Here is a 26,993-nt window from a genome sequence, read left to right on the forward strand (position 1 = left end):
GTCCGCGCGGACGTTCGGGGGTTCCCGGTGGTGCGTCAGCCCTGGTCGCCGCCGGGCAGGACGGCGCTCGCCTCGTCGCCGGCGCCGGCCAGCACCCGGGCCTGCTGCGGCCAGGTGGCCAACGCGGGCGCGGCGCGCAGACCGGCGGCCCGGATCAGGTCGCGCAGCGCCGGCTCGTCCAGCTCGCCGAGCTGGCGGTAGGTGCGCACGCCGGCCGCCTGCAACGCGGCCGCCATCTTCGGCCCCACACCCTGGATCCGGCGGAAGTCGTCCGCCGGGCCCGTCGGGTCGGTGGCCGCCGGGATCGGCGGGGCGTCGGCCGCGCGGACCGGCGGCGTGGCCCGCGCCGGCTCGGCCTCGTCGACGTCCGCCAGGCCGGCCGCGACCGCCGGGGTCGTGTCGGCCGGCGTCGTCCCGGTGTACGCGCTCCCGGCGGTAACGGCGTCGGCCTGCTCGACCGGCGCGGTCGGGACAGCCTCGACCGGGACAGCCTCGGCCGGCGTGGCGTCGGTGGCGGTCGGGTCGGTGTCGGCCTGCTCGGCTGGCGTGGTGTCGGCTGGCGTGGTGTCGGCCGGTGCCGCCTCGATCGGGTCTGCGGCGGTGGGCTCGTCCGATGCGGAGGTGCTGTCGTCGAGCGGCTGGCGCGGGGCGACCACCGTCGCCGGGGCCGGCTGCTCGTCGACCCTTTCCGGCTCGTCGACCGCGTCGGTCCGCTCGACGGGCGCGACGGCCGGTGGGGTTTCGGTGAGGGCCATGTCGCCGGGGTCGACGGCGTTCGGCGCCGGATCGTCAGACGCGGTCACGGTGGCCGGCGCGCTGACCGTGTCCACCGGGGTCGGTTCGTCGGCGACCGCAACGGGAGCGGGGTCGATGGTCGCCGCCGGCCGGGCCTCGTCGGTCGTGGCCGGTGGCTCCGGGTTGCTGACCACGGCCAGGCCGGCGACCGGGTCACCGTCCACGATGGGCCGGGTGGCCCCCGCGCCCTGCCGGCCGCGCAGCAACCATCCGGCGGCCAGGCCCAGCAGCACCGCCACGACCACTATCAGCGAGTGTCCGATAGACCACTCCACGGCGAACCTCCCTCACACCTCGTCGAGAAAGTCACGAAAAAAACTCGCCGCAGCTTCGCACACGCGCTCGGACGACGACAGACAGGACCGGCGGTACGGCGCGTGCCGCCGACCACCACCTCGCGGGGTGCCCGACGGGTGACGCAGTGTCGCGCCCACCTGCCCGTCCACCAGCCCCGGAGACGAAAGCGACCCGGGTACGACGTGTGCACGTCGTACCCGGGTCGCTGGTGCCGCGGTCAGTCCTCGTCGCCCTCGTAGGTGTGGAAGTCGTCGACGAAACGGCGACGCAGTGGGGGCACCCGACTGGTCACTCCGAAGTAGCCGCGTGCGCCGAGCAGGGCGAGACGGCCCACCACCGGCCGGTACATCCGGTCGTCGCCGTTGGTGCCGCTGCGGTTGAGCGATTCGGCGACCCGCGCGAAGCCGTAGGGCACCATGGCGGCCTCGTAGTCCGCCACGGCCTGCACGAGCGTCTTGTCCCCGGCGGCGGCGCTGGTGAGGTGCTGGCAGAGCAGACGCGCGTCGCGCAGCGCGGTGTTCGCCCCCACCCCGCGACCGGGGGTCATCGTGTGGATGGCGTCGCCGAGCAGGGTGACGGTGCTGGCCTTCCAGGGCGGCGTCGGCTCGGAGGTGCTCACCCTGATCGGCAGGACGCTGCCGGGATCGCTGAGCCGCAACAGTTCCCGCAGGTGTGGGTGCCAGTTGGGGGTCAGGTCCAGCGCGACCCGTTTCAGGTCCTCACCCCGGCGTTGCAGGACGTCGGACGGGAACCGGCGGGCGGTGCTCCAGATGATCAGGTTGATGTAGTCGGCGCTGGTGTGCTCCGACAGGCCGGACCAGCCCCGCAGCAGGGCGGCGTCGTCGTCGCCGACGCCGGGCTTGATCGCCCCGTCCGGGTCCCACTTGAACTCCATCACGTGCAGCACGCCCATCGTGCCGCCGGCGCCGAAGATCAGCGAGATGCCCCTGCCGACGCGCTCGGGCACGAGGCTGCGGGTCTGCGCGGTCAGCGGGACGCGCGTGGCGATGTTGATGGTCCCGGCGTCCCGGATCACCGCGTGCGGAAGGTACTGGCGGCGTACCGCCGAGTGTGTGCCGTCCGCCGCCACCAGCAGGTCGCCGGTGGCGGTGGTTCCGTCGGCAAAGTGGGCGGTGACCGTGCCGTCGTCGTGCTGCTCGTACCGGACGAAGGTCTTGTCGAAGTGCACCACGTCGGCCAGGCCGGTCAACAGCACCTGGCGCAGCACCATCCGGGCCACCGAGTGTTCGGTGTGCACGGGGTCGACGGCCGGCCGCAGCGTGAACGACGCGGTCTCGTGCAGCCGCTGCGTGACGACGTTGAAGTAGCTCGGTGGCCGGGCGCAGGTGGCCAGGAACGTGGCGAACAACTGCGGTGGCAGGCAGTCGCGCAGCGCCCGGCTGCCGGTGGGACCGATCCCCACCCGGTATCCGAGCAGCCCTTCGCCGCTGTGCCGGTGCCGCTCGTAGACGGCGACGCTGATGCCGGCGCGGCGCAGCCCGTGCGCCAGGCACAGGCCGCCGGTGCCGGCGCCGATGATCAGGACGTGCGGTCCGGTGGTGGACATGTCAGCCGGCCGGGTGAGGCGCCGCCGCGTCGGCCGCGTCCCAGCGGTAGAAGCACTCGGCGATGGCGTCCTTGGGGGAGCGCCAGGTCGACAGGTACGGCGAGGTGTGCGCGGCGAGCCGCTCGTTGACCTGCTGGAACAGCGGGTGGTTACGGGCGGCGGCGAGGGCGCCCGGATTCACGTCCGAGGTCTCGATGAGGTGCACGAACACGTCGTGCAATCCGTACAGGGACCGGTGCGTGACACCGGTGAGGCCGGGCAGTTCGGTGGCGTCGGACTCGGCGAAGATCTGGGCGACCCGCCCCTCCGCGCCCGGGATGATCCGGCTGACGATCAGTAGACGACTCATGGGACCCCTTCCGCCGGTGGCCGATCCCGACCCGCGGGCCGGTGGTCACGTGCTCGATGCGGTCACCGTGCCGCAGGCTGTGTCACGTCACCGTCACGTGCGCCGCCCGGCCCGTGACGGCCGAGCGTCGGTGCCCCGGCCGGCGGCTGCGGACGGCTGGCCGCCCGGATCGGGGCGAGCGTGTCGTCGAGCAGGGCGCTCATCGCCGGGCTGGGTTCGAGACGCAGCTCGCGGCGCAGCAGGTCGCGGTAGACGTAGAAGGCGTGCACGGCCTCGAAGGCGTTGCCCTCGGCGAGGTGGATCCGCACCACCAGCCGGTGCGGCGTCTCGCGCAGCGGCTCGGCGGCCATCGCCTCCAACGCCGCCTCCAACGCCTCGCCGTGCCGACCGGCGGCGAGGTGCTGGGCGGACACCTGCTCCAGCATGTGCAGACGCAGTTGCCGCAGCCGCTCCCGGTCCAGCAGCACCCAGTCGTCGTACCAGCCGGGCAGCAGGTCGTGCCGGCCGGCGGCGAGCGCCCCGGCGGTGCTCCGCGGGTCGTCGCCGTTGCGTACCCGGGCGGCCGTACCGACGAGGTCGTCCACGTCGAGGCGGACGGCAGGGGCCAGTCGGACGGTGTCGCCGGCCACGATCATCGGGCAGCACGGGTCCTGCCGCAGCCGCCACAGCGCGGTCCGCAGCGACGACAGCGCCCGCTCCTCGGACACGTCGGGCCAGAGCAGGCCGGCGAGCTGGCTGCGGGTGGCGCCGGGGCGCAGCCCGATCAGCGCGATGACCCGTTGCAGCCCGCGCGGCACCACGATGTGCGCGGTGGCGTGCAGGAGGCGGAAGCCGCCGAGCAGGTGCAGCGCGAGGTCACCCGGGTCGGGACCTGCGGCGCTCGGCACGGACGAATCAGCGGCCACGGCGGCACCCCCTGCGGAACGCTCGTCCCGACTGTCTGCTGTGTCCCGGATCGACTGCCCGCGTCACCACCGTCGGCTCCGTCGATGGAATCCGACCACGGCTGTCCAGGCGCGGCACCACCCGCCGGAGCCGCCGGGCTGACCACCGTGAAGATTATCAATTACGGTCACGGTGAGTCAACGCCCATATTGGTCCCATCTCACCCATGAAATCGGTTCTGAACTGGTAAAACGTCGATCCTTTGTGGCGGGCTGCACAAGGGACGCATAGCTCATACACAGGTTGCGTCAACGCAGCGTCACCATTGGGCGTCCTCGGCCGGCCCGTCGCGGTGACGCCGCCGTGACGACGACTGCCGCATCGTGGCGGCAGTCGTCCAGCGCGTCCGAGGCCCACCCGGCCGACCGGACGCCGTGGGGGGAGGCCCAGCCATGGACCGATCGCTGATCATCGCGAAGGTCGTACCGACCGCGCAGGAGCAGGTCGCCGAGATCTTCGCCGAGTCGGACGCGACCGAGCTGCCGCACCTGGTCGGCGTCCGGCACCGCGCACTGTACCGGCTGCACGACCTCTACGTGCACCTGCTCGAGACCGAGCAACCGGCGCAGCCGGCGGTGGAGGCCGCCCGGGGGCACCCCGAGTTCGTCCGGGTCAGCGACCGGCTCCGACCGTACGTCTCGCCGTACCTGCCGACCTGGCGTTCTCCACGCGACGCGATGGCGCACTGCTTCTACCGGTTCGACGCCCCGGACGCCGGAGGGCGCTCGTGACCGCCGCCGCGGGGCAGGAGGAGCAACTCTGGTCCCGCTGCGCCGGCTGCGCGAGCCTGCTCTACCGCAAGCGGCTGCGCCGCAACCTGGACGTCTGCCCCGAGTGCGGGGAGCACTCCCGCCTCGGCGCTCCGGAGCGGCTGCGGCAGCTCGTCGACCCGGGCTCCCTGCGCCTGCTGCCCGACCGGCTGCCCGAGGCGGACCCGCTGGACTTCGTCGACGTGCTGCCGTACCCGCACCGGCTCACCGCCGCGCGGGCCGCCACCGGTCTGCCCGAGGCTGTCGTCTGTGGCGTCGCCACCATCGGTGAGCACCCGGCCGCCCTGGCGGTGATGGACTTCCGCTTCCTCGGCGGCAGCCTCGGCACCGCCGTGGGCGAGCTGATCACCCGCACCGCCGAGCGGGCGCTCGACGACCGGGTGCCGCTCATCCTCGTCACCGCGTCCGGCGGCGCACGGATGCAGGAGGGCGCCCTGTCGCTGATGCAGATGGCCACGGTCAGCCAGGCCATCGCCGCCCTGCGCGAGGCGGGCCTGCTCACCGTCAGTGTGCTCACCGACCCGACCTACGGCGGCGTGGCGGCGTCCTTCGCCACCAACACCGACCTGGTACTCGCCGAGAGCGGCGCCCGGATGGGCTTCGCCGGTCCACGGGTGATCCGTCAGGTCACCGGTCGGGCCCTGCCGGAGGGGTTCCAGACCGCCGACTTCCTGCTGCGCCACGGGCAGGTCGACATGGTGGTGCAGCGCCGGTCACTGCGCGGTCGGCTGGCGGCCCTGCTGGCCGCGGCCCGCGCCGGCCGTCCGGCGCGGACACCCGTACCCCGTCAGGAGCCGGCGCGGGACCACGAGCGCCTGGCCGACGCGGTCCCGCCGGCGGCGGCCGACGGCGGCCCGCCGCCGGAGGTGGTCGACGCCTGGGACACCGTGCGCACGGCCCGCCACCCCGGCCGACCCACCACCCTGGACTACCTGGACTCGGTCTTCGACGGGTTCGTCGAGTTGCACGGCGACCGCCTCGGCGGGGACTGCCCGGCCATCGTGGGCGGGATCGCCCGGCTGGCCGGGCGGCACGTGATGGTGATCGGCCACCAGAAGGGACACACCACCGCCGACCTGGTCGCCCGCAACTTCGGCATGGCCAGCCCGGCCGGGCACCGCAAGGCGCTGCGGCTGATGCGCCTCGCCGCACGACTCGGCCTGCCGGTGGTCACCCTCGTCGACACGCCCGGCGCGGACCCGGGGATCAGCGCCGAGGAGCAGGGGCAGGCGGCGGCGATCGCGGAGAACATCCTCACCCTCACCGTGCTGCCGATCCCCGTCGTCACGGTGATCACCGGCGAGGGTGGCAGCGGCGGCGCGCTGGCCCTCGGCGTCGCCGACCGGGTGCTGATGCTCCAACACGCCGTCTACTCGGTGATCAGTCCGGAGGGCTGCGCCGCCATCCTCTGGCCGGATCGCTCCGCCGCCCCGCAGGCGGCCCGCGCGCTGCGGCTGACCGCGCCCGACCTGTGTCGCCTCGGCGTCGTCGACGAGATCGTTCCCGAGCCGGCGGCGGCCGCCCACGACGACCCGGCCGAGACCGCCCGGCGACTGCGCGCCGCGCTGCTGACCAATCTGGTGCCACTGCTGGACGTGCCGCCTGCGATGCTGGTCCGCCTGCGCCGGCAGCGCTTCCGTCGGTTCGGCGCCACCCGCGCCGGCAGCACCCAGGTGGGTGCCCGATGACGGCCGGCGCGACGGTGTCCACCGCCGACGGCCCGAACGGCCGGGCGGACGTCGACGGCCGCCCTCCGGTGGACGGGTCCCCGGGGCCCGACACGGACGGTGAGGAGGTGCTGGCCGGGCTCCGCCGACAGGCCCGGCACCTGCTCGCCGAGCTGGCCGGGCCGGTACGCCGGATCCGGCTGCGCAGCGGGGCGACCGTGCTGGAGGTCGAGTGGCATCCGGACGAGGTGACGGGCGGCGCTGCCGTACCCCCGGATCCGCCGTCGGTCGTGCCGACGCCGACGCCGACCGCGGCCGCGTCCGGTCCGCCGGCCGCGCTGATCCGCCCCCCGGTCCCCGGACGTACGGCGGTCCGGGCGCCGATCGTCGGCACCTTCTACCGCGCGTCGGAGCCGGGCGCGCGGCCGTTCGTCGCCGTCGGCGACCTGGTCCGCCCCGGTCAGCCGGTGGCGATCGTCGAGGCCATGAAGCTGATGAACGAGGTGAGCGCCGACCGGGCCGGCCGGGTCGTCGCGATCCTCGTCGAGGACGGTCAACCGGTGGAGTACGACCAGCCGCTGGTCGAGCTGGATCCGGCCTGACGGCGGGGGTGGCCATGTTCGAGACCGTCCTGATCGCCAACCGCGGCGAGATCGCCCTGCGGGTGCTGCGGGCCTGCCGGGAACTCGGCGTCCGTACGGCGGTGGTCTACTCCGCCGCCGACTCGGACTCCGCGGCCGTCCGCCTCGCCGACCAGGCCATCCGGATCGGACCGGCGTCCAGCCGGCGCAGCTACCTCAACGCCGCCGCGATCGTGGAGGCCGCCCGCCAGGTGGGCGCGCAGGCCGTCCACCCCGGATACGGGTTCCTCTCCGAGGACGCCGACTTCGCCGAGATCTGCGCGGACAACGGCCTGACGTTCATCGGCCCACCGCCGGCGGTGATGGCGGCGCTGGCCGACAAGTCCTCGGCCCGGGCCCTGATGAGCCGGGCCGGGCTGCCGCTGCCGGCGGGCAGCGTCGCGCCGGTGGCGACCGCCGCGGCGGCGGCCGAGGTCGCCGACGCCGTCGGCTACCCGGTGATCGTCAAGGCCGCCGCCGGGGGCGGCGGCCGGGGGATGACCGTGGTGCGCCGTCCGGCCGAGCTGGCCCGGGCGTACGCGCGGACGCGGGCCGCCGCCCAGGCCGCCTTCGGCGACGACCGGGTGTACGTCGAGCGCTACCTCACCGAGGCCCGGCACGTCGAGGTGCAGGTGCTCTGCGACGCGCACGGCAACGGCGTACACCTGGGCACCCGCGACTGCTCGGTGCAGCGCCGGCACCAGAAGCTCGTCGAGGAGGCCCCCGCCCCCGCGCTGTCCACCGCGACGCTCGACGCCATCGCCGAGACCGCCCTGCGGGGCGCGCTGGAGGTGGGCTTCGTCGGCGCCGGCACGCTGGAGTTCCTGGTCGACGCCGAGGAACACTTCCACTTCCTGGAGATCAACTGTCGGATCCAGGTGGAGCACCCCGTCACCGAGATGGTCACCGGGATCGACCTGGTGCACGAGCAACTGCACATCGCGGCCGGTGTGCCGCTGCGGTGGCGGCAGGAGGAGATCCGCCTGCGCGGCGTCTCGGTGGAGTGCCGGGTGAACACCGAGGACCCGGCGCGCGGGTTCGCACCCACCCCCGGACGGCTGGAGCGGTTCACCCCGCCGGGCGGCCCGTTCACCCGGGTGGACACCCACGCCCGCGTCGGCTACCTGGTCGGCCCCTGGTACGACTCCCTGCTGGCCAAGGTCGTGGTCTGGGCGCCCGACCGGGAGTCGGCGCTCAACCGGCTGGAACGCGCCCTGGACGAGTTCGACATCGCCGGTCCGGGGGTGCACACCACCATCGGATTCGTCCGGCGGGTGCTCGACGACGCCGGGTTCCGCAAGGGCCGGTACACCACCGGCCTCGTCGACCGCCTGCTCGCCGCGCCCGCGTCGCGGTCGGCGGCCACCCCGACACCCCGCGCCGCGCCCGCCGCGGAGCCCGACGTAACCCACAGGAGGACCCGATGACCGTCACCCATGGTCGCCCGATGACCGCCGAGATCACCGACATCCTGGTGGCGCACTGCGGCCTGGACGCCGAGGCCGCGGCCCGTACGCCCGCCGCGTCGCTGGAGGAACTGGGCATGGACTCGCTCGCCCTGCTGGAACTCTCGGCGGTCGTCGCCGACCGGTGGCAGGTGAGCATCCCCGAGGAAGCCGGGCAACTGAGCATCGCGGCGGTGGCCGACCTGGTCGCCCGCCGAACCGACCCGCCCGGGCACACCGAGAACACCGTGGTCATCGACGCGCCACTCGCGCTGGTCTGGGACGTCACCAACGACGTGGCGAACTGGACCGAGCTGTTCACCGAGTACGCCGTGGTCGAGATCCTGCACCGCGACGGGCTCACCGTACGGTTTCGGCTCACCATGTACCCGGACGAGAACGGGGTGGCGTGGAGCTGGGTCAGCGAGCGTACGGCCGACCCGGTGAGCCGTCAGGTGCGGGCACACCGGGTGGAGACCGGGCCGTTCGAGTACATGCGGATCCACTGGCGCTACACCGAGGAGGCCGGCGGCACCCGGATGACCTGGACGCAGGACTTCGCCATGAAGCCGACCGCCCCCGTCGACAACGCCGCCATGACCGAGCGGATCAACACCAACAGCGTCATCCAACTCGCGGTCATCAAGGACCGCGTGGAGCGGATCGCCCGGGAACGCGCCGGCCAGGACGGCCCGGTCGGCGGCCTCGTCACGACGGAGGCCGGCGATGAGTGACCTGGGCACCCGGCTGATCGCGGCGTCGGACGTACCGGCGGACCGGCGACGCGGCGGCGAGCTGCGGGTGCTGTTGGGCCCGCGCACCGTCGGCAGCACCTCCGGCTTCCTCGGGGTGGCGACCCTCGCGCCCGGGGAGCGGATCGCCGAGCACTACCACCCCTACAGCGAGGAGTTCCTCTACGTGTCGCGCGGCACGATCACGGTCGACCTGGACGACCAGCCGACCGAGGTGGCCACCGGCGAGGCGCTGTTCGTACCCGTCAACGTGCGGCACCGGCTGCGCAACACCGGCACGGAGCCGGCCGAGGTGGTCTTCCACCTGGGCCCCCTGGCCCCGCGCCCGGAGTTGGGCCACGTGGACACCGAACTCGTCGAACAGCGGGGTGGATCGTGAGCGCGAGGAGTGAGCCGGGTTTGCGAGCCCCGCAGTCGCGAACAGAGGTGGCGCGGTGACCGGGCGTCGCACGGTGGTGACCGGGGTGGGCGTCGTCGCCCCCGGCGGCGCCAGCCGGGACCGGTTCTGGAAGACCATCACCGAGGGGCGTACGGCCACCCGGCGGATCAGCTTCTTCGACCCGTCGCCGTTCCGCTCGCAGATCGCCGCCGAGTGTGACTTCGACCCGGTCGCCGCCGGGCTCACCGACGCCGAGCGGCGTCGCGCCGACCGCTACGTGCAGTTCGCGCTGGCCTGCTCCACCGAGGCCATCGCCGACGCCGGCCTGGTGCTCGACGACGCCGAGCGGGACCGCGCCGGGGTGGTGCTCGGCACCGCCGTGGGCGGCACGATGGCCCTCGAAGAGGAGTACGTGCGGGTCAGCGAGCACGGTCAGCGGTGGCTGGTCGACGCCGCGCTCGGCGGCCCGTACCTGTACCAGGCGCTGGTGCCCAGCAGCCTGGCCGCCGACGTGGCCTGCCGGCACGGCCTGCACGGCCCGGCGCAGGTCGTCTCCACCGGCTGCACGTCCGGTATCGACGCCATCGGCTACGCCCACCAGATGATCGTGGACGGCGAGGCGGACATCGTGCTGGCCGGCGCGGCCGACTCGCCGATCTCACCGGTCACCGTCGCGTCGTTCGACGCCATCAAGGCGACCAGTCCCGACAACGACGACCCGGCGCACGCCTCCCGCCCGTTCGACGCGGACCGGCACGGGTTCGTGCTGGCCGAGGGCGCGGCCGTGCTGGTGCTGGAGGAGGCCGAGCACGCCCGACGGCGGGGCGCCCACGTCTACTGTGAGGTCGCGGGTTACGCCAGCCGCAGCAACGGCTTCCACATGACCGGGCTGCGGCCCGACGGGCTGGAGATGGGCCTCGCCGTCAGCGACGCGCTGCGGCAGGGCCGGATCATCCCCGAGCAGGTCTCCTACATCAGCGCACACGGCTCGGGCACGCGGCAGAACGACCGGCATGAGACGGCCGCGTTCAAGCGGGCACTGGGCGAGGCCGCGTACCGGGTGCCGATCAGCTCCATCAAGTCGATGGTCGGACACTCGCTCGGAGCGATCGGGTCGATCGAGATGGCGGCCTGCGCCCTCGCGATCGAGTTCGGGGTGGTGCCGCCGACGGCGAACTGGAGCACCCGCGACCCCGAGTGCGACCTGGACTACGTACCCAACGAGGCGCGGGAGGTGCCGGTGAACGTGGCCCTGTCGGTGGGCAGCGGGTTCGGTGGCTTCCAGTCGGCGATGGTGTTCCGCCGGCTTCCGGCGGCGGCGTGAGCACCGCCCGGGCGGTCGTCACCGGCATCGGTGTGGTCGCGCCCAGTGGCGTCGGTGCGGACGCGCACTGGCGTACCGTCCTGGCCGGCACCCGGCGCACCGGGCCGATCACCCTCTTCGACCCGGCCGGCTACCCCACCCGCCTCGGCGGCGAGGTACCCGACTTCGCGGCCGAGTCCTACGCCGAGAGTCGGCAACTGGTGCAGACCGACAGGTGGACACACCTCGGCTTCGCCGCCACCCGCCTCGCGCTGGCCGACGCCGGGCTGCCCGACCGGGCGCCCGACCCGTACGGCTACGCGGTGACCCTGGCCAGCTCGTCCGGGGGCAACCTGTTCGGCCAGCGGGAACTGCAACGGCTCTGGGGCGGGCCGTCGCGCACCGTCGGCGCGTACCAGTCGATCGCCTGGTTCTACGCGGCGAGCGTCGGGCAGCTCTCCATCCATCACCAGTTCAAGGGGCCGAGCGGGGTGCTGGTCGCGGAGGCGGCCGGCGGGCTGGACAGCCTCGCGCACGCCGCCCGCGCGGTGCGCCGGGGCACGCCGGTGGTCATCGCCGGGGCGACCGAGTGTCCACTGAGCCCGTACGCCCTGGCCTGCCAGTTGCGCTCCGGGCTGCTCAGCGACGTCGCCGACCCGGAGCGGGCGTACCGGCCGTTCGACGCGACGGCCAGCGGCTACCTGCCGGCCGAGGGCGGCGCGGTGTTCGTGGTGGAGGAGTTGGGACACGCGCTGGCCCGGGGCGCCCGGATCTACGGCGAGGTCAGCGGCTGGGGGGCCACCCACGACGCCGCGCACACCACGGCCGACAGCGTCGGCGACCCGATCCAGTACGCGCGGGCGATGCGGCTCGCCCTGGACCGGGCCGGCGTCACCTCGACCGGAATCGACGTGGTGCTGCCCGACGCCCTCGGCGTGCCCCGCTACGACCGGAGCGAGGCCGCGGCACTGCGCGCCGTCTTCGCCGACCGGCCGCCCCCGGTCACCACGCAGAAGCCGCTGACCGGCCGGGCCCACCAGGGCGGCTCGGCACTGGACGTGGCCACCGCCCTGCTCGCGTTCGCGCACGACACGCTGCCCGCCTCGGCTGGCCCCGACGAGGTCGCCGACGGGTGTGAGCTGGACTTCCTGCGTGAGCACCGCCGGCCGCGCAGCCGGCTGGCGCTGGTCTGCGCGCGGGGCTTCGACGGGTTCAACAGCGCGCTGGTCCTGCGGGGCGCCGCGCCGACGGAAGGAGAGACGCCATGAGCGAACAGCGGGCCCGAGTGGTCTTCCTGGTCCGGGTGCCGGCCCCACGCACGGAGGCGTTCCTCGCCGCGTACGAGCAGATCCGGCACCTGGTCGCCGACGGCGTGCCGGGGCACCTGGTCGACCAGGTCTGCCGCTCGTCGACCGACCCGGAGCAGTGGCTGATCACCAGCGAGTGGGCCAGCCTGGCCGACTTCGAGAGGTGGGAGCGCACCGAGGAGCACCGCGACCTGGTGCGGCCGATGCGGGAGTGCTTCACCGACGCCCGCTCGCTGCGTTTCCACATCCACGCCCAGACCCCGGACGAGGCCCGTCTCGCAGCCGCCACCGGGCTCTGATCCACTTCAGGTCGCCGAGGTGGGGGTGTCCGGGCGTGGGGACGCCCCCACCTCGGCGACCTGAAGAACTCTTTAGTCCAGTGGCCAACTCGTCAGTTTCAGCGGATTGAGCATCAGCCACACGTTCGTGACTCGTTCAGCGCTGACGTCAAAGGTGGCGATCCCGTAACGGCGCTCCCCATCCGTCAGCATGTATCCGAGACCGTCGGCGGTGTCGCGTCGCTCAAAACGGAGCGCGGGTTGCTTGCGCATCACTCCCATGAGCCACCGCGCTACATGGTCCCCACCACGGATGACCCGGGGTGCGGCATTGACGAATCCGCCGCCATCTACTCGCAGTTCGACATCTGGGGCCAATACGCGCAACAGCTCTTCGATGCTTCCGCCAACCGTTGCGTCGCGGAATGCCCGAACAACCTCACCGTGCTGTCGCGGGGAAACCTGCGCTCGCCTCTCCTCTTGAACGTGCCGACGTGCGGACGTCGCCAACTGCCTGACGGCACCGGGTGAACGGCCTACCACACCGGCAATCTCGCCGAACGGCACGCCGAACACGTCGTGCAGCACGAACGTCACCCGCTCCGCTGGGGTCATGGACTCGAGGACCGTCAGCAGAGCCATGCTGACCGTTTCGTCGAGGGAAACGCGATCGAGCGGATCGGCGGCGACATGACTGGAGCTCGTCGGCCCCGTCGCCGCATCAGCAAAGAGGTCAGCCGGGACCGGCTCCGGTAGCCACTGTCCGACGTACGTCTCCCGTCGTGCCCGCGCGGAGCCCAGCATGTCGAGTGAGATCCGGCCCGCCACTCGCATCAACCAGGCAGCGGGCGTGACAATCGCATCGCGTTCCTCGGCATCCAGGCGGTACCACCTGACGTACGTCTCCTGCACCACATCCTCAGCGTCGGCCAGGGTGCCCATCATGCGAAAAGCCAGCGACATCAAATGGCGTCGTTCGGCGGCGACGGAATCGAAGGCCCGCGATTCGTCGCACTCGGCCTCCCCAGACCCTGCGGATTCGATGGGAAAATCCTCCGACATTGGGCGCCCTTTTCAGACGATGGGGATCCCCGAAATGGGGTACCGCACAGTGCCTACCCGGTAGGCGCCACGTGGAACCATGGCATCGGGTGCCCCTTCCGCGTCCACGGTCACGACCTCGCGGTCGTCTCCGCGATCAGCCAGGGTGGCACGGAAGAGGTCATCGTGGTAGAAGCGGTCGGGCCCAGCGATCTCGACCTCGCTTCCCGGTTCCCACGTCGTGGCGGCTGCGGCGAGCAGTTCGATGACCTCGTCCAGCTCGACAGGCTGGATGAACGACCGGGGAGCGACAACCTTGCCGTCCACGGTGTGCTGGTCGATGAGGGTCGGAATGTAACTCTGGAATTGCGTGGCTCGGATGATGGTTGCGGGAATCGAGCCAGATCGTACGGCCTTCTCCTGCGCCACCTTGCCGAGGTAGTACCCGATGTCAGACGCGTCTCCCTGTCCGACGCCGACGATGGAGAGCAGGACGTGATGACGCACACCTGCCCGCTTGCCCTCCGCGTCCAGATTGTTGATCGATCCCTCGAAGAACGAAATCGCGCCCTCCGCATCGAAGCGGGGGGTGTTCAGGACGTTCACGATGGTGTCGACCCCGACGAGGGCCTCGGCGAGCCCCTCGCCAGAGATCACGTCGATCCCGTCATCGAGTCCTCCCGACACCACCTCGACGCCCCTGGCCTCCAGCTTGGCGGCAAGGGGGGAGCCGACACGGCCGCGCCCACCAGCGATGAAAACCTTCACTTCCCACTCCGTCCCGGGCCACCGGTCGCCGCCCTCACCAATATGACGACGCAGGCCAGGGATATGTCAGGCTTTGCGGCGGATTTTCTCCCGGAGCCCCTCAGTCGCGGTGACCGGCGAGGCAACCGGGGCGGACCGCACCGACGACTGGCCCCTGCTAGCTGACGTGCGCACCGCCGTGACCCATCGGGAGCGCGTAGGGTCCCAGAGCCATGAACGTACTGATCTCCGTCGACCTGGAAGGCGTCTCCGGGATCGTGCATCCCACCGAGACGAACCCCGATCGGTACGACTACGAGCGAGGCCGGAGCGCGATGACCGCCGAGGCGAACGCGGTCATCGCTGGCGTTCTCGATGCCGCACCGGACGCCGTGGTGTGGGTCGCCGACGCGCACGGGTCGTTCCGCAACATCCTCCCGGAGGACCTCGACCGCCGTGCTCACCTCGTGCGCGGCAGACCCCGCCCGCTGGGCATGCTGGCCGGGCTGGACGAGCACACGGATGCAGTCATGTTCATCGGCTATCACGCTCGTGCCGGTGCCGGCCCTGCCGTGCTGGCCCACACGATGAGTGACGCGATCCTCGACGTACGCGTCGCGGGGCGGTCGCTGGGCGAGATCGGTCTCAACGCAGCGCTGGCGGGACATGTGGGGGCTCCGGTGGTTCTGCTCAGCGGGGACGACGCGGCCTGCGCCGAGTTCGGTGAGCTGGTGCCCTCGGCGGTCGCCGTCGCCGTCAAGCAGACCCTGGGCCAGGCCGCCGCGGTGGCCCTACATCCGCGGGTCGCGCGTGAGCGGCTGCGTCGCGCTGCCGCCGATGCCATCACCCGACGCTCCTCGATTCCCCCGTGGACGATGGCCGGGCCGTTGGACGTCGAGGTCGACCTGTACGGCCCCTACATGGTCGACCTCGCCGTACTGGTGCCGGGTGTGGCCCGGCTCGACGGCGGCCGGACGGTCGCCTTCCGCGCCGCCGACGCCGCCGAGGCGTACCGACTGATTCACCTGCTCGTTCAGCTCGCCAGCATCAAGCCCGGCTAGGGCGTAGCCCCGAGACGGGGCTACGGAGAGGGATTCATGTTGGGTAGTGTCTGCGTCGCTACTGCCCGTGCAGAACACCGGCGTCCCTCGCCGCGCAGTCGACCGGAAGGACGGCATGGCCAGCATCGAGCAAGTCAAAGCCGCGCTCGCCCAGGCAGCCGAGCAGAGCGTCACGACAACCGGCCAGATCCGCGCCGCCATCGACGGCACCGACCAGGTGCTCGCTCGGCTCCGCGCGGTATCCGCAGGCACCGGCCACCCCGCCATCGCTGAAGCGATCGCCCGAGCCGAGCAGAGCAAGCAACGTCTGATCGAGGCAGCCACGACCCTCCAGGGCAGCACGGCGGCGGCCCGGCAGTACATCAACATCCTTGGCTGACCGTGAGCGTCGGCGAGGTCAAGACGGCACTCGACGAGGCGCGTCACCTTCTCGACCAGGGCAGGACCACGATCGAGAGCATCGGCGCGTCCCTGGACGAGGTCGCCGGGACGATGCTTCCCACCATGCACGACAGCCGACGGGAAGAGGCCGAGAAGGCCCGCAGGGCTGTCTCCGAGGCGATCCGCGAGGTGACGCTGACCCTGCGGGTCATCACCGCCGCGCAGGAGAGCGCTGACGAGTTCCGCAGGGCGCTGGGATGAGCGACCTGCTCGGTCAGGTCGTGACCCAACTTCGGTCCACGATCGACCGCCTCGACGCGATCGCGGTGCAGGCGACCCGCGCCGCATCGGACGTCACCGAGGGGCACACCCGGTACGTCACGGTCGGGACGGGCACGGATCATCCCAGGCTGCGTTCGGCGGTGAGCCGAAGCCGCATCGCCTCGGACAAGGCCCACCGGCTCGCTCGGTTGAGCAGCGACGCCGCCCGTAACGTCGCCGACTTCCTGAACGCCATCGCACCCGGCTCGGCACCGCGACCGGGGCAGGCCGCCTCCGGGCCACCGGCGGGTGAGGAGCTTCTGGCTGACAGCGATCGACGGGACCTTGCCCGCGACAAGGCGCGGGCATGGGTCACTCGCTCGTTGCGGAAGGCCGACGATCTCAAGGAGCACGCGACCAGCGCCACCGACAAGACCCAGAAGTTGATCAAAGTTTTTACTGACCCGAAGGGGCCATCAGGGACACAATCAACGGGCACGGGTACCCCCCCAGTCCCGGCCTCGACACCACGAGCAAAGATCGATGGTGCGGAGGCCGCAGGGCATCTCGTCGTAGTCGGTCTGTTGGCAGGCGTGGCGGCAGACCGGCTCGCTGCGGCGACCGGCAGACTGATAGCGAGGTTTTGGAGACGTGGACGGTAGCGCGCTCAGCGATCTGATCAGGGCGTTGGCCCGAGCTGACTGGGATGCCGCCGATGCCCTGGTGGGGGAGATCGGCGCGAGTGGCTGGGTCGGTGGGCTCCAAGTCGTTGGAGCAGCGTTCGCCCTCGCCGTCCACCAGCGCTTTGCACCCGATGCTACCCCGACCGAGGTGGCTGGCTGGGTCGCCGCGACCCGTGCTCAATACGAGGACGGAGGCACTTTGCCGGCCCTCGAAATGGAGGGCCTCATCCGCGCCGCTCTGGGCGAGGAGGAACTGGCCGACAACATCCCCGCGGAAACCATGATCGCAGCCGAAGTCTTCGTTCTCGGGCAGCTCCTTCTGGAGGCGAAGTTGTCGCCGTCCGAGCTCGACGAGTTCGTGAGCGAAGCGGAGGAGGTCGCAGCCGAGTACCTGTAGGCAGTGGACGTCGCATCGGGCCGCGCGTCCGCGTCACCGTGGAATGCAGGTACACCGAACGCGCCCACATTGACGTCGTCGAGGTTTACCCGCCCCGCTATCTGCTTCGTCGAATCGCCAGCAGCAAACCGGGGCTAGCGCGGGAAGCGTCCGTAACTGGGGGAGTTGAGGAAGGATGCAGCTCTCTGGTCGAGTTGCCGAGCGAACGTGGGCAGTCGAGGGCCAAGACTGCTGAGGCGAGTGCGCATGTTCCGTATCGCCTGAGTGGCTCGCCCAGACTGAACACCGGACATCGCGTCCAGTGCCTGCCCCCAGTTTTCGCTCGCGTCGCGCAGCCGCCCTCGGGCGCACTGAACATCGGCGAGATTGGCGAGCGTCAGGGTGTGAATTCGTCGGTACGACTCGGTGTTCCGGGTGGCGACAGACCGCCGGAGTTCCGTTTCGGCGGCGGCGAGGTCGCCCAGATCGCGAAGCGCCTGACCGGCCTGGCTGGCGAGGGATGTTTCGGTGAAGCCGCTGGTCCGGATCCAGGTCGGCTCGTCGCCCGGGGAGGCGCTCGCGAGGTGAGCTTCGGCCGCGGCGATCGCGGTCGAGGCCCTGGTGGTGTCACCGGTCGCGGCGTAGCCGCGCGCGGCGAGGATCGTGAACAAAGCGGTCGCCGCGGGCGTTGCCCTGCCCTTCGACCATTCCAGCGCGGAGTTGGCGAGTTGCAGAGCTTGCTGGCCATGGCCGAGGTCAACAGCCTGGTGTGCCATGGCGCGTAGCGTGAACCCGGCGAGGGCGCGATCGTCTGCCTCGTTAGCCAGTCGCAGCGACTGGAGGTAGTAGCGCTGGGCTAGCCCGTGCAGGGATGAGTCGAATGCCTTCCAGCCGGCGAGATAGGCCAATTCGGCAGCCACGCTGAACATGTCCCGACGATCGCGGTCCGACGCGAAGCGTCCTTGCAGGTAGGCGGCGACGTCGGAGGTGAGGTACTGGACCACGGCGAGGCGGGCATGACCACCTCCGAACTGCTCGTCGGCCGTGCCGAACACGGTGAGCATATCCCGCACCGTGTCGATCTCCCGGCGGCCAACTGCGGCACCTCCGCCTCGTGCCTGCCGCCCCCGGTCGGCGATGTCCTGCCAGGAGTCGAGGGGGACCGCGAGTGCGGCCAGCGAATACAGGGCGGATAGGCCGAACGCTCGTCGCTCCAAGTCGGCTCTCCCGAGCGTCAGGAGATCAGTGGCAGCATCGCGCTCGCACCGATCCGGGCCGTCCAGGTCAGTCTCCAGGCTACCGCCGCCGGCAAGCCCGAGATCGGTTGGATTAACCACCCGGCCGACCCTGCGGGAGATCGCCTCGGCCAGATAGCGGCAGGTCTTCTCGCCTGGCTTTACTCCGGCAACCCAGTGCCCTACATGGGAGCGGTCGCAAGACGGTAGGGCGTGGCCGTTCTCCTGAGCAACGACGCGCACGGCGGTGGCGCAGGCGCTGTAGGACCACTGGCATTCCCTGATGAAGGCCAGTAGTGCTTCGTTCCGCTTCCGTGCTGCCCGTGCCATCGGTCGGCTCCATGGTGGATAGGCGTTCCACGCGTTCAACAGGTGCGGTGCCCCGCGTGGCTTCCGGATGGCACAGCGACTCCGTTTACTGCGAGTAGACCCTATGGGACTCGCGGTGATCGGGCCAATGGGTCCGGGGTGTTCGGCGGTGCGTCGGAAAGCGAGAGTGCGCGTGGTTTCCGGAGTCGTGGTGATGGTGTTCGGTGGTCTGGTGCCGGGGTTCCTGCTCGGGCTGTGGGCGTTTCGGGTGAAGGCGAGGTGGTGTCCGCAGTGTGGTCGGCCCACCCAACCGCTGCCGCAGGGACGCGACCGGTGACGCGGTCGTCGGCTGAGCGAGACGAGCCGATCGGGCGGCGGGTGGCCCGGTGGCGGGCGCGTCGCCGGATGACCCAGCAGATGCTCGCCGACCGGCTCGGCAAGTCGAAGAGTTGGGTCGACAAGGTCGAGCGCGGTGTACGCCGCCTGGACCGCTATCCGGTCGTGCGGGAGATCGCCGAGGTGCTGCGCGTCGACCCGGCAGTCCTGCTCGACCCCTGTCAACCATCGCCTGTGGTGGCCAAGGGACTGGACGGCGTGGACGGGGTACGCGGCGCGTTGGCTCACTACCACCAGCGGCCGGCCCGTGCCGTCGCTGCCGACGAGGTGCGGCGGTACGTCGCGCACGCGTGGCTCACCTACGAGCATGCCCACTATGCCCAGCTGCTGCGGGCGCTGCCCGCCCTGCTCGACGCCGCTCACCCCACACCCGCCTTGCTGGTCTGCGCGTACCGGATCACCGCCGGCGTGCTCGTCAAACTCGACGAGCCGGACCTGGCGTGGCTCGCCGCCGACCGGGCCGTCGCCGCCAGCGGTGACCCCGTCGGTGTCGGGGCTGCCGCCATCAACGTGGCGCAGGCGTTGCGTGCCCTGGGCCGTGACCGCCTCGCCCGCATCGCGGCGGTCGCCGCCGCGGGCACCGCCGCCGATGTTCGGGTACGCGGAACTCTGCTGCTCCAGGCCGCGATGGCGGCTGCCGGCTGCGGCGATCACCGGCGTGCCGGCGACCTGCTCGGCCACGCCGATGCCCTGGCCGACCGCCGGGTGGGCGGCGACGATCCGCACCACACCGCGTTTGGCCCCACCGTTGTGCTGCACGCCCGCTTCCTCGTCGCGTTGCGCCTCGGCGACACCGACCTGGCCCTGCGCCACCATCGGACCGCCGTTCGCCGCGACGACTGGTCCCGGCTGCCCGCCGAGCAGCGGGCGGCGCACCTTGTCGACGTTGCCCGCGCCCACCTCGACAGCGGCGACTTCACCGGGGGTGGGCGCGCGCTGGCCGACGCCCACGTCATCGCACCCGGCGAGATCCGCTGTCGCCCTGCCGCCCGTACCCTCGTCGCCGAGATCGTCAATCGTGGCCCGGCGGCTGCCGGCGTGGCCCGGCTGGCCGACCTCATCGGCCTCTCCCGTGCCTGATCGACTCGGGGTCCCGGAAACTGCGGTGTCCGATCGCGGGGGACAGCCCGGCTTGCCGGAAGTCGAGTCGATCATGAGTTGGAGCGGTATGCGGCAATCGGTCCGGGCGCTCAATTTGATCTAGCCATTTGCATCTAGCGATGCCCATCGCGGCTGTCGTAGGGTTCCGACAGCACCTCGAAAGATGCCAGGAATTGGCTCCTATGCCCTACTTTGCGCTGCGCGTCGAATGGTGGGGGCAATGAATGATCTCGCCGCAAACCTTACGGTAGCTGACCCGGGCTGGGTGGACGAAGTCCTGTTCGCCGGCCGTCCGACCGATGTTTGTCTCCGCCTGCCGGAACCGATCGACCGGGCCACCCTGCACCGGTTGGTGACCGCCGCGCAGGACCGGCTGACCGCTGCCGGACTGCGTCCCGGTGGCGCCGCCGCGCTGCGGTTGCCGCCGTCGCTGGCGTACGTCGTCAACCTGCTCGCCACCTGGCGGGCGGGGGCGCAGGCCATCCTGCTGGACCACCGGCTGACCGACCACGAGGTGGACAGGGCGCTGACCCGGCTCACCCCGCAGGTGGTCGTCGCGCCGCTGCGGACCGGCGGGAGCGCGTTGAAGGTGTTCGTCGACGTCACCGAGAGCGTCACCCGGTACGCCGACCGTCCCGCGGTCAGCGACCACGCCGTGGTCCAGCTCAGCTCCGGCTCGACCGGCCCGTCCAAGGTGATCGGCCGCACCGCCGCCGACCTGGTCGCCGAGGTGCGCCGCTACACCCGGATCGACGGTGTGGCGCTGCCCGGCGAGCGGATCATCCTGCTGCCCTCCATGGTGCACGTGCTCGGCCTGGTCGGGGGCCTGCTCTACGGGTTGCACGCCGGTGTGGAGCTGGTGCCGCCGCAGCGGCTCAGCGGCGACGCCGTACTGGCCGCCATCGCCGCCCAGACCACCCCGGCCACGGTGCTGGGCGTGCCGTTCCACATCGGTCTGCTCGCCTCCAGCCGGCCGACCGACCCGCTGCCGCAGTTCCGGCGGATGACCACCGGCGGTGAGCTGGTACCGACGGCGGTGGCCCGGGCGTTCACCGACCGCTACGGGGTGCCGCTGGGCAACATGTACGGGATGACCGAGGTCGGGGTCATCGGCACCGATCTGTACGGCGCACACCGCCCGTCGATCGCCCCCGCGCCCGGTATCGAGGTCCGCGAGTCCGGCGGTGAGCTGTGGGTGTCCTGCCCGGCGTCGCCGTACGTCGGGCTGAGCGACCCCACCCGCTGGGCCGACGGCTGGCTGCACACCCGCGACGCCGGCACCGTCGACGCCGACACCGGCCTGGTCACCGTGCGGGGCCGCCTCGACTCGCAGGTCTCCGTGGGCGGGATGAAGGTCGACCTCACCGAGGTGGAGGCGGCCGTCGCCGAGCTGCCCGGCGTGGCCGCCGCCGTGGTGGTGTGGGACGACGGCATCACCGCCTACGTCCAGCCCGACGGCCCGCTGTCCGAGGAGATGCTGGACAAGCTCCTCGCCGAGCGGTTGGCCGGCTACAAGCGACCCCGGGTGTTGCGCCTGCTCGACGCGCTGCCCCGCACCACCACCGGCAAGCTGGTCCGCGCCACCGACGCGTTGCGGTCGGCGGTGACGTCGTGACCGGCCCGCTGCGCCACCTCGACGCCGACACCCGCGTCGGCACCCGCGCCGCCAGCCGCGTCGGCATTCGCGCGCGGCGACCGTACGGCGGGACCCGGCCGACCGCCGGTGTCCCGACCGAACCAGACCCATTCGGTGTCCCGATCGGACACCGTCACGTGGCTTACGCAGAGAGGGTATCCATGAGAGCCGAGGTCCGCGCCTTCGTCGTCGAACAGCTCGTCGACATGAACTACGACGTCGAGGGGCTCGACGACGACACCACGCTCGGCCCGTCCGGCGTCGACCTGGAGTCGCTGGCCCTGTCCGACCTGGCCGTCCGCGTCGAGGACCAGTTCGGTCTGACGTTCGCCGACGACGAGTCGGAGAAGCTCGCGCTGATGACGGTCGGCGAGTTCACCACGATGGTCGCCGACCGCGTCGCCGAGGCGAAGCGCGACGACGCCTGATGACCGGTCAGCCCGACCTGGGGCGAGCTGACCTTCTCACCATGCTCGCCGAACTCACCGCGAAACCCGCCGACGAGGTCCCGGAACGGGTCGGCTCGATGGAACTGGCCTGGCTCGTGCACCTCGTCGAGCAGCGCTACCAGCGTCAGCTCGACCTCACCGACGACGACCTGGCCGGCATCCGTACCGTCGACGACGCTCTGGCGGTCCTGCGGGCGTCGTTGACCGCTCCCGCAGATGGCTGAGCCGCCTGTCGTCCAGCTCACCGGTGTGCACGCGGTCAGCGCCCTGGGGCGGGGCGCCGAGGCGCAGCTCGCCTCCGCGCCGGCCTTCGGTCCGGTCCGCCGCTTCGACACGACCGCCCGCCGGGTCACCGTGGCGGCCACCCTTCCCGAGGTCGGTACCCTCCCGGACGAGCTGGCCGACGCGATCGACGCGGCCTGCCGGTCGGCCGGCCTGGACCGCGCCCGGCGTTCGGGGTGCGCGCTGCTGCTCGCCGTGCACGGCGGCCCGGCCTCCGGCGTGGAGCCGGTCCCGTCCGCGCTCGCCGGCCAGCTCGCCGCCCGATGTGGGCTCTCCGGACACACCCGCGTCTACACCAGCGCGTGCGTGTCGGCGAGCACGGCGGTGGCCGATGCCGCCACCCTGATCAGCCGCGGTGACCTGGCCCGGGTGGTGGTGGCCGCCGGTTATCTCGTCGAGCCGGACCAGTTCGCGCTCTTCGACGCCGGCCGCGCCCTCGCCGACGACGGCGCGGTACGCCCGTTCAGCGCCGGCCGCCGTGGGCTGCTGCTCGGTGACGGCGTGGCCGCCGTGGTGATCGAGTCCCGCGCCGACGCGCGGCGGGGCGCGGAGCCGGTGGCGACCGTCGCGGGCTGGGGACGCTCCGGGGACGCGTACCACCCGTGCCAGCCGGACCCGACCGGCGCCGGGCTGGCCCGCGCGGCCAGCGCCGCGCTGCGCCGGGCCGGGCTGCCGCCGCAGTCGGTCGGGTACGTCAACGCCAACGCCACCGGTACCGCCCAGAGCGACGCCGCCGAGGCCGCGGCGCTGCTGCGGGCCCTCGACGGGTACGCCAGCGAGGTGCCGGTCAGCTCCACGAAGGGGTTGCACGGGCACGCGCTGGAGGCGTCCGGGCTGCTCGAACTGGTGGTCACGGCGATGGCGCTGCGGGCCGGCGAGTTGCCGGTCAACGCCGGCTGGCGGGCCCCCGACGAGGCATGCCCCGTCAACGTCATCACGACGGCACCGCCCCGCGCGACGCTGGCTTACGCACTGACTCTCAACTCCGCGTTCGGCGGAGCCAACACCGCGCTCCTGGTCGGTGCGCCATGACCATCCCACCCACCCCTACCTCCCCGCGATCTTGCACTTTCTGTGGTGACGAATCCGGCGAAGAACGCGAATCCACAACAGAAACCGCAAGATCGCGGGAGGTCGGGGTGCGGGAGATGGCGCGGGCTTGCTGGCCGGAGCCGGGGGACGGGGTGGTGCCGGGGATTCCCGGCTTTGTTCTCTCGACGTTCGCGCCGACGGTCGTGGCGGTCGGCGAGCGGTGCCTGCGGCGGCGCTACGGCACCCAGCCGGTGCCCGACGAGGTGCGCACGGCGATCGTGCTGGTCAGCGCCAGTGGTGACCGGGCCAGCGCCGACCACGTACGCGCGACGGTCGGGGCCGGCGGCCGGATCGGGCCGCTGTTCTTCTACCAGTCCGTGCCGAACAGCGTCGCCGGGCACCTCGCGGCCCGTTGGGGGCTGCGCGGCCCGGTGGTCTGCCTGAGCCCGACCGGCGACCCGTACGCCGAGGGCACCGCGCAGGCGGCCCTGCTGCACGACGACGGCGACGCCGACGAGGTGTTGCTGATCCTGATCGAACAGTCGCCCGACCTGTCCACCGAGGCGGTCGCGGTGCTGCTGGGGGGAGGAGCACGATCATGAGGACGAAGGGACTACGCGGTCTGCTGGCCGCCGACACCGAGCTGGGCGCGGGCAACATGCTGGCCCGCGTACTGGCGCACGGCGCCGATCCGGACGGGCCGGCGCTGACCTTCGACACCGCCGTCGACGGGCACCCGGCCGAGGTGCCACTGACGTTGGGCCAGCTCGACGAGCGGGTCGCCGCCCGCGCCGCGTGGCTGCACGAGCAGGGGGTACGCCCCCGCGACCCGGTTGCCGTCTGGGCCACCGCCGCCGCCGACATGGTGCTGAGCTTCCTGGCGCTGGCCCGGCTCGGCGCGATCCCGGCGCTGATGAACGGAAAGCTCCGCCCGGAGATCGCCGCCGAGTACATCCGTCGGCTGCGCGGCGTCGGTGTGCTCGCCGACGACGCGCACACCGCGCTGCTGGCCGGGCACGAGCTGGGCGTACCGGTGCTGGGCACGCCCGCGCGGGCCGGCACCGGCGACCCGGCCGCGGCCCCGCCGCACTACCGGCACCACCCGGACGACCCGATCGTGATCACCCACACCTCCGGTACGACCGGGGTGCCCAAGGCGGTGCTGCACTCCCACGCCAGCCTCTTCGCCGCCACCCGGCACCTGCTGAGCATGCCGCAGGCGCAGGGCACCAGCCGGATCCTCAACGCGCTGCCCGCGCCGCACACCGCAACCGTGCTGATGGTCAACCAGGCGTTGGGCAACCGCGCCCAGATGTTCCTCCTCTCCGAGCAGGGTGGCGAGCGGGTCCTCGACGCGATCCAACGCTGGCGCCCCGACGGGGTCTTCGGTTTCTCGGTGACCTGGGCCGAGCTGGCCCGGTTCGACCTGTCCGGGTACGACCTGGACTCGGTGCGGCTCTGGTTCAACACCGGCGACTGCTCGCACGAGCCGCACATCCGCCGGCTCGTCGCGGTCGGCTGGCACGACACCGTCACCCGTGACGGGGTGGCGCGGGTGCCCGGTTCGCTGTTCATCGACGGGCTCGGCTCCAGCGAGATGGGGCACTCGATGTTCCACATCACCCACCGCGCCGACACCGACCGGTACGGCCGCTGCATCGGCCGGCCGTACCAGTTCACCAAGGTCGCGGTGCTGGACGCCGACGGCGAGCCGGTGCCGGTCGGCGAGGTGGGTTTCCTGGGCATCGACTCGCCGTCGCTGTTCCGGGGCTACTGGAACGACTCGGCGACCACCTACCGGTTCCGCCAGCGCGGTTGGTACCTGACCGGCGACCTGGTCCGCGCCGACGCCGAGGGCCGGTACTACCACCTGGACCGCGCGGTCGACTCGGTGGACGCCGGGGACGGGCGGCGGTTCTTCACCGCACTGTCCGAGGAGCGGATCCTTGCCACCTGCCCGGACGTCACCGACTGCACCGTCGTCATCGTCGCCGAGGGCGGGCGGGTGGTGACCGACGTGCTGTTGGAGCTGGCCGCCGGGTCGGACGAGGCCGAGGACCGTACCGAACGGGTCCGCGCCGCTCTCGGCCCGGACGTCGGCGCCACGCTGCGCCGGGTCGTGCCGGTACGTTCCGACGATATCCCGGTGACCGTGACCGGCAAGGTCCGCAAGGTGGCCCTGCGGGAGCGCTATCTCACCGAGGCCGCGTCGTGAGCGGGCGGGCCGGAGCGCCGGCGTGAGCGCGCTGATCACCGGGATGGGCCTGTTCAGTCCGGTCGGGCGGGGCGTCGAGGAGACCTTCGACGCGCTGACCACCGGGCGGTCCGGGCTGACCCGTCCACCCGAGGGCCATCCGGCGGCGGGCTCGCTGGACGTCGCCGGTCTGCTGCCCGACATCGACCCGCGCAGCGTCCTGCCCGGGCCGGAGAGTCGGGTGCTGGACCGGACCGTGGTCCTGGCGCTGCTCACCGCCGCCGACGCGCTCGCCGACGCCGGCATCGAGGTGGGCCGCGACGTCGACCCCGCCCGGATCGGTGTGATCGTGGGCGGTGTCGGCGGGATGGCCACCCTGGAGTCGCAGGTGCTGGCCCGCGCGGCACGGGGGCGGTCGGCGGTCAGCCCGTACCTGCTCACCGGCATCCTGCCGAACATGCCGGCGGCGCGGATCGCCATCGCGTACGGCATGCGGGGTTACAGCTCGTCGGTCGGCACGGCCTGCGCCTCCGGGGCCCAGGCGGTGGCCGACGCGGTCCGGCTGATCCGCTGCGGGGAGGTCGACGTGGTGGTCTGCGGGGCCAGCGAGGCGCCGCTCTTCCCGACCTTCACCGACACGTTCGGCAACGCGCGGGCGCTGGCCCGTGGCGGTGCCGATCCGAGCCGGGCGAGCCGGCCCTTCGACACGGCCCGCAGTGGGTTCGTGCTGGCCGAGGGGGCGGCGCTGCTGGTCCTCGAACGCGCCGAGCACGCCGCCGCGCGTGGCGCCCGGGGGTACGCCGAGGTGGCCGGCTACGGCGCGACCACCGACGCGTACCACCCGACCGCCCCACGCCCGGACGGCGCGGGCGCGGCGGCGTGCATCCGGGGCGCGCTGCGCAGCTCGGGAGTGCCGGCGGCGGCGGTCGGCTACGTCAACGCGCACGGGACCGGCACGAAACTCGGCGACATCGCGGAGACCACCGCCCTCGCGGACGTCTTCGGCGACGGGGGCGTGCCGGTCAGCTCCACCAAGGCGCTCACCGGGCACCTGCTCGGCGCGTCCGGGGTGTTGGAGACGGCGGCGACCGCGCTGGCGCTCGGTCGAGGGCTGCTGCCGCCGACGTACCACCTCGACGACCTGGACCCGGCCTGCCCGGGCGACCACATCCGGGGGGCGCCCCGGCGGGCCGACGCGGAGTACGCGCTGACCAACTCGTTCGGGTTCGGTGGCCAGAACGTGAGCCTGGTGCTCGCGCGGGTCGCCGAGCCGAGGAGGTGAGCGACGCGCATCCCGGGCTGGGGGCGTCCGGACGGCAACACGGGCGAAGCAGG

At 72.3% G+C, this 26,993-nt stretch carries 29 protein-coding genes; 22 read left to right on the forward strand and 7 right to left on the reverse strand.

All coding sequences use genetic code 11. The features are described 5' to 3' along the window. Positions 1–35 precede the first annotated feature (35 nt). The 4 genes from ACN269_RS03110 to ACN269_RS03125 form a co-directional block, all read right to left on the reverse strand. Positions 36–1,070 carry a hypothetical protein gene (locus ACN269_RS03110; protein WP_421470910.1) on the reverse strand — a complete coding sequence of 345 codons (1,035 nt, stop codon included), beginning with the start codon at positions 1,068–1,070 and terminating at the stop codon, positions 36–38. A gap of 239 nt (positions 1,071–1,309) precedes the next feature. Then, positions 1,310–2,659 (reverse strand): FAD-dependent oxidoreductase, encoded by a 1,350-nt coding sequence (locus tag ACN269_RS03115; protein ID WP_421470911.1) that lies wholly within the window; start codon positions 2,657–2,659, stop codon positions 1,310–1,312. A 1-nt stretch (position 2,660) separates the two neighbouring features. After that, positions 2,661–3,008 carry a TcmI family type II polyketide cyclase gene (locus ACN269_RS03120; RefSeq protein WP_421470912.1) on the reverse strand — a complete coding sequence of 116 codons (348 nt, stop codon included), beginning with the start codon at positions 3,006–3,008 and terminating at the stop codon, positions 2,661–2,663. Positions 3,009–3,070: 62 nt separating this feature from the next. Next, complete coding sequence (locus tag ACN269_RS03125; protein WP_421470913.1) at positions 3,071–3,913, reverse strand: AfsR/SARP family transcriptional regulator; 843 nt, start codon at positions 3,911–3,913, stop codon at positions 3,071–3,073. Between the two features lie 432 nt (positions 3,914–4,345). Between ACN269_RS03125 and ACN269_RS03130 the strand changes: the two genes are divergently transcribed. The 9 genes from ACN269_RS03130 to ACN269_RS03170 are packed head-to-tail and all read left to right on the forward strand — an operon-like array spanning position 4,346 to position 12,495. Continuing rightward, entirely contained in the window at positions 4,346–4,684 is a 339-nt protein-coding gene (locus tag ACN269_RS03130; protein ID WP_421470914.1) for a TcmI family type II polyketide cyclase, read from the forward strand. Further along, entirely contained in the window at positions 4,681–6,411 is a 1,731-nt protein-coding gene (locus tag ACN269_RS03135; RefSeq protein WP_421470915.1) for an acetyl-CoA carboxylase carboxyltransferase subunit alpha, read from the forward strand. The genes ACN269_RS03130 and ACN269_RS03135 overlap by 4 nt, the downstream gene beginning before the upstream one ends. Continuing rightward, complete coding sequence (gene accB, locus ACN269_RS03140) at positions 6,408–6,992, forward strand: acetyl-CoA carboxylase biotin carboxyl carrier protein (RefSeq protein WP_421470916.1); 585 nt, start codon at positions 6,408–6,410, stop codon at positions 6,990–6,992. Before ACN269_RS03135 ends, accB begins: the two co-directional genes overlap by 4 nt. Positions 6,993–7,006: 14 nt before the next feature. Then, complete coding sequence (locus ACN269_RS03145) at positions 7,007–8,437, forward strand: acetyl-CoA carboxylase biotin carboxylase subunit (RefSeq protein ID WP_421470917.1); 1,431 nt, start codon at positions 7,007–7,009, stop codon at positions 8,435–8,437. Beyond that, positions 8,434–9,189, forward strand: coding sequence for an SRPBCC family protein (locus ACN269_RS03150; RefSeq protein ID WP_421470918.1), 756 nt, complete (start codon positions 8,434–8,436; stop codon positions 9,187–9,189). Before ACN269_RS03145 ends, ACN269_RS03150 begins: the two co-directional genes overlap by 4 nt. Beyond that, a complete protein-coding gene (locus ACN269_RS03155; RefSeq protein ID WP_421470919.1) occupies positions 9,182–9,586 on the forward strand; it encodes a cupin domain-containing protein in 405 nt (134 codons plus the stop codon). The genes ACN269_RS03150 and ACN269_RS03155 overlap by 8 nt, the downstream gene beginning before the upstream one ends. Positions 9,587–9,641: 55 nt before the next feature. After that, the gene (locus tag ACN269_RS03160) at positions 9,642–10,910 is read left to right on the forward strand and encodes a beta-ketoacyl-[acyl-carrier-protein] synthase family protein (RefSeq protein ID WP_421470920.1); all 1,269 of its coding nucleotides are present in this window, start codon (positions 9,642–9,644) and stop codon (positions 10,908–10,910) included. After that, entirely contained in the window at positions 10,907–12,157 is a 1,251-nt protein-coding gene (locus ACN269_RS03165) for a beta-ketoacyl synthase N-terminal-like domain-containing protein (protein ID WP_421470921.1), read from the forward strand. Before ACN269_RS03160 ends, ACN269_RS03165 begins: the two co-directional genes overlap by 4 nt. Then, on the forward strand, positions 12,154–12,495 hold the full coding sequence (locus ACN269_RS03170; RefSeq protein ID WP_421470922.1) for an antibiotic biosynthesis monooxygenase family protein: 342 nt from the start codon (positions 12,154–12,156) through the stop codon (positions 12,493–12,495). Before ACN269_RS03165 ends, ACN269_RS03170 begins: the two co-directional genes overlap by 4 nt. A 72-nt stretch (positions 12,496–12,567) precedes the next feature. Here ACN269_RS03170 and sigJ read toward each other — a convergent pair whose 3' ends face one another. Continuing rightward, positions 12,568–13,536: an RNA polymerase sigma factor SigJ gene (gene sigJ / locus ACN269_RS03175; RefSeq protein WP_421470923.1), complete on the reverse strand. Its 969-nt coding sequence runs from the start codon at positions 13,534–13,536 to the stop codon at positions 12,568–12,570. A 12-nt stretch (positions 13,537–13,548) separates the two neighbouring features. After that, on the reverse strand, positions 13,549–14,283 hold the full coding sequence (locus tag ACN269_RS03180; RefSeq protein ID WP_421470924.1) for an SDR family oxidoreductase: 735 nt from the start codon (positions 14,281–14,283) through the stop codon (positions 13,549–13,551). A 212-nt stretch (positions 14,284–14,495) separates the two neighbouring features. On the opposite strand from ACN269_RS03180, the gene ACN269_RS03185 reads away from it, so the two are divergent. From ACN269_RS03185 to ACN269_RS03205, 5 genes are all read left to right on the forward strand, one after another. Further along, positions 14,496–15,323, forward strand: a complete 828-nt coding sequence (locus ACN269_RS03185; protein WP_421470925.1) for a M55 family metallopeptidase — start codon at positions 14,496–14,498, stop codon at positions 15,321–15,323. Between the two features lie 115 nt (positions 15,324–15,438). Next, positions 15,439–15,702, forward strand: coding sequence for a hypothetical protein (locus ACN269_RS03190; RefSeq protein ID WP_421470926.1), 264 nt, complete (start codon positions 15,439–15,441; stop codon positions 15,700–15,702). A gap of 2 nt (positions 15,703–15,704) precedes the next feature. Continuing rightward, entirely contained in the window at positions 15,705–15,965 is a 261-nt protein-coding gene (locus ACN269_RS03195) for a hypothetical protein (protein WP_421470927.1), read from the forward strand. Continuing rightward, positions 15,962–16,627, forward strand: a complete 666-nt coding sequence (locus ACN269_RS03200) for a hypothetical protein (protein WP_421470928.1) — start codon at positions 15,962–15,964, stop codon at positions 16,625–16,627. The genes ACN269_RS03195 and ACN269_RS03200 overlap by 4 nt, the downstream gene beginning before the upstream one ends. After that, a complete protein-coding gene (locus tag ACN269_RS03205) occupies positions 16,617–17,045 on the forward strand; it encodes a hypothetical protein (protein ID WP_421470929.1) in 429 nt (142 codons plus the stop codon). Before ACN269_RS03200 ends, ACN269_RS03205 begins: the two co-directional genes overlap by 11 nt. A 134-nt stretch (positions 17,046–17,179) precedes the next feature. Here ACN269_RS03205 and ACN269_RS03210 read toward each other — a convergent pair whose 3' ends face one another. Continuing rightward, positions 17,180–18,589 (reverse strand): Tat pathway signal protein, encoded by a 1,410-nt coding sequence (locus tag ACN269_RS03210; RefSeq protein WP_421470930.1) that lies wholly within the window; start codon positions 18,587–18,589, stop codon positions 17,180–17,182. Between the two features lie 312 nt (positions 18,590–18,901). Between ACN269_RS03210 and ACN269_RS03215 the strand changes: the two genes are divergently transcribed. The 8 genes from ACN269_RS03215 (at position 18,902) to ACN269_RS03250 (ending at position 26,940) form a co-directional block, all read left to right on the forward strand. Continuing rightward, complete coding sequence (locus tag ACN269_RS03215; RefSeq protein WP_421470931.1) at positions 18,902–20,044, forward strand: helix-turn-helix domain-containing protein; 1,143 nt, start codon at positions 18,902–18,904, stop codon at positions 20,042–20,044. 241 nt (positions 20,045–20,285) lie between these two features. Continuing rightward, entirely contained in the window at positions 20,286–21,680 is a 1,395-nt protein-coding gene (locus tag ACN269_RS03220; RefSeq protein ID WP_421470932.1) for a class I adenylate-forming enzyme family protein, read from the forward strand. Between the two features lie 182 nt (positions 21,681–21,862). Continuing rightward, entirely contained in the window at positions 21,863–22,129 is a 267-nt protein-coding gene (locus ACN269_RS03225) for an acyl carrier protein (RefSeq protein WP_355052676.1), read from the forward strand. Further along, on the forward strand, positions 22,129–22,374 hold the full coding sequence (locus ACN269_RS03230) for an acyl carrier protein (RefSeq protein WP_421470933.1): 246 nt from the start codon (positions 22,129–22,131) through the stop codon (positions 22,372–22,374). Before ACN269_RS03225 ends, ACN269_RS03230 begins: the two co-directional genes overlap by 1 nt. Further along, on the forward strand, positions 22,367–23,464 hold the full coding sequence (locus ACN269_RS03235) for a beta-ketoacyl synthase N-terminal-like domain-containing protein (RefSeq protein WP_421470934.1): 1,098 nt from the start codon (positions 22,367–22,369) through the stop codon (positions 23,462–23,464). Before ACN269_RS03230 ends, ACN269_RS03235 begins: the two co-directional genes overlap by 8 nt. Positions 23,465–23,580: 116 nt before the next feature. Continuing rightward, positions 23,581–24,066: a beta-ketoacyl synthase chain length factor gene (locus ACN269_RS03240; RefSeq protein ID WP_421470935.1), complete on the forward strand. Its 486-nt coding sequence runs from the start codon at positions 23,581–23,583 to the stop codon at positions 24,064–24,066. Then, the gene (locus ACN269_RS03245; RefSeq protein WP_421470936.1) at positions 24,063–25,679 is read left to right on the forward strand and encodes a class I adenylate-forming enzyme family protein; all 1,617 of its coding nucleotides are present in this window, start codon (positions 24,063–24,065) and stop codon (positions 25,677–25,679) included. Before ACN269_RS03240 ends, ACN269_RS03245 begins: the two co-directional genes overlap by 4 nt. Before the next feature lie 22 nt (positions 25,680–25,701). Next, the gene (locus ACN269_RS03250) at positions 25,702–26,940 is read left to right on the forward strand and encodes a beta-ketoacyl-[acyl-carrier-protein] synthase family protein (protein WP_421470937.1); all 1,239 of its coding nucleotides are present in this window, start codon (positions 25,702–25,704) and stop codon (positions 26,938–26,940) included. Positions 26,941–26,993: the final 53 nt, after the last annotated feature.

The sequence above is a fragment of the Micromonospora sp. WMMD736 genome, from assembly GCF_049179015.1.
In the GTDB taxonomy this organism is placed as follows: Bacteria; Actinomycetota; Actinomycetes; order Mycobacteriales; family Micromonosporaceae; genus Micromonospora.

Excerpts from the sequence above, each read along its gene's own strand:
- ACN269_RS03115 (WP_421470911.1), bottom strand. The coding sequence starts at position 2,659 with ATGTCCACCACCGGACCGCACGTCCTGATCATCGGCGCCGGCACCGGC.
- ACN269_RS03120 (WP_421470912.1), bottom strand. The coding sequence starts at position 3,008 with ATGAGTCGTCTACTGATCGTCAGCCGGATCATCCCGGGCGCGGAGGGG.
- ACN269_RS03130 (WP_421470914.1), top strand. The coding sequence starts at position 4,346 with ATGGACCGATCGCTGATCATCGCGAAGGTCGTACCGACCGCGCAGGAG.
- accB (WP_421470916.1), top strand. The coding sequence starts at position 6,408 with ATGACGGCCGGCGCGACGGTGTCCACCGCCGACGGCCCGAACGGCCGG.
- ACN269_RS03145 (WP_421470917.1), top strand. The coding sequence starts at position 7,007 with ATGTTCGAGACCGTCCTGATCGCCAACCGCGGCGAGATCGCCCTGCGG.
- ACN269_RS03150 (WP_421470918.1), top strand. The coding sequence starts at position 8,434 with ATGACCGTCACCCATGGTCGCCCGATGACCGCCGAGATCACCGACATC.
- ACN269_RS03155 (WP_421470919.1), top strand. The coding sequence starts at position 9,182 with ATGAGTGACCTGGGCACCCGGCTGATCGCGGCGTCGGACGTACCGGCG.
- ACN269_RS03170 (WP_421470922.1), top strand. The coding sequence starts at position 12,154 with ATGAGCGAACAGCGGGCCCGAGTGGTCTTCCTGGTCCGGGTGCCGGCC.
- sigJ (WP_421470923.1), bottom strand. The coding sequence starts at position 13,536 with ATGTCGGAGGATTTTCCCATCGAATCCGCAGGGTCTGGGGAGGCCGAG.
- ACN269_RS03185 (WP_421470925.1), top strand. The coding sequence starts at position 14,496 with ATGAACGTACTGATCTCCGTCGACCTGGAAGGCGTCTCCGGGATCGTG.
- ACN269_RS03190 (WP_421470926.1), top strand. The coding sequence starts at position 15,439 with ATGGCCAGCATCGAGCAAGTCAAAGCCGCGCTCGCCCAGGCAGCCGAG.
- ACN269_RS03200 (WP_421470928.1), top strand. The coding sequence starts at position 15,962 with ATGAGCGACCTGCTCGGTCAGGTCGTGACCCAACTTCGGTCCACGATC.
- ACN269_RS03210 (WP_421470930.1), bottom strand. The coding sequence starts at position 18,589 with ATGGCACGGGCAGCACGGAAGCGGAACGAAGCACTACTGGCCTTCATC.
- ACN269_RS03220 (WP_421470932.1), top strand. The coding sequence starts at position 20,286 with ATGAATGATCTCGCCGCAAACCTTACGGTAGCTGACCCGGGCTGGGTG.
- ACN269_RS03225 (WP_355052676.1), top strand. The coding sequence starts at position 21,863 with ATGAGAGCCGAGGTCCGCGCCTTCGTCGTCGAACAGCTCGTCGACATG.
- ACN269_RS03230 (WP_421470933.1), top strand. The coding sequence starts at position 22,129 with ATGACCGGTCAGCCCGACCTGGGGCGAGCTGACCTTCTCACCATGCTC.
- ACN269_RS03235 (WP_421470934.1), top strand. The coding sequence starts at position 22,367 with ATGGCTGAGCCGCCTGTCGTCCAGCTCACCGGTGTGCACGCGGTCAGC.
- ACN269_RS03240 (WP_421470935.1), top strand. The coding sequence starts at position 23,581 with ATGGCGCGGGCTTGCTGGCCGGAGCCGGGGGACGGGGTGGTGCCGGGG.
- ACN269_RS03245 (WP_421470936.1), top strand. The coding sequence starts at position 24,063 with ATGAGGACGAAGGGACTACGCGGTCTGCTGGCCGCCGACACCGAGCTG.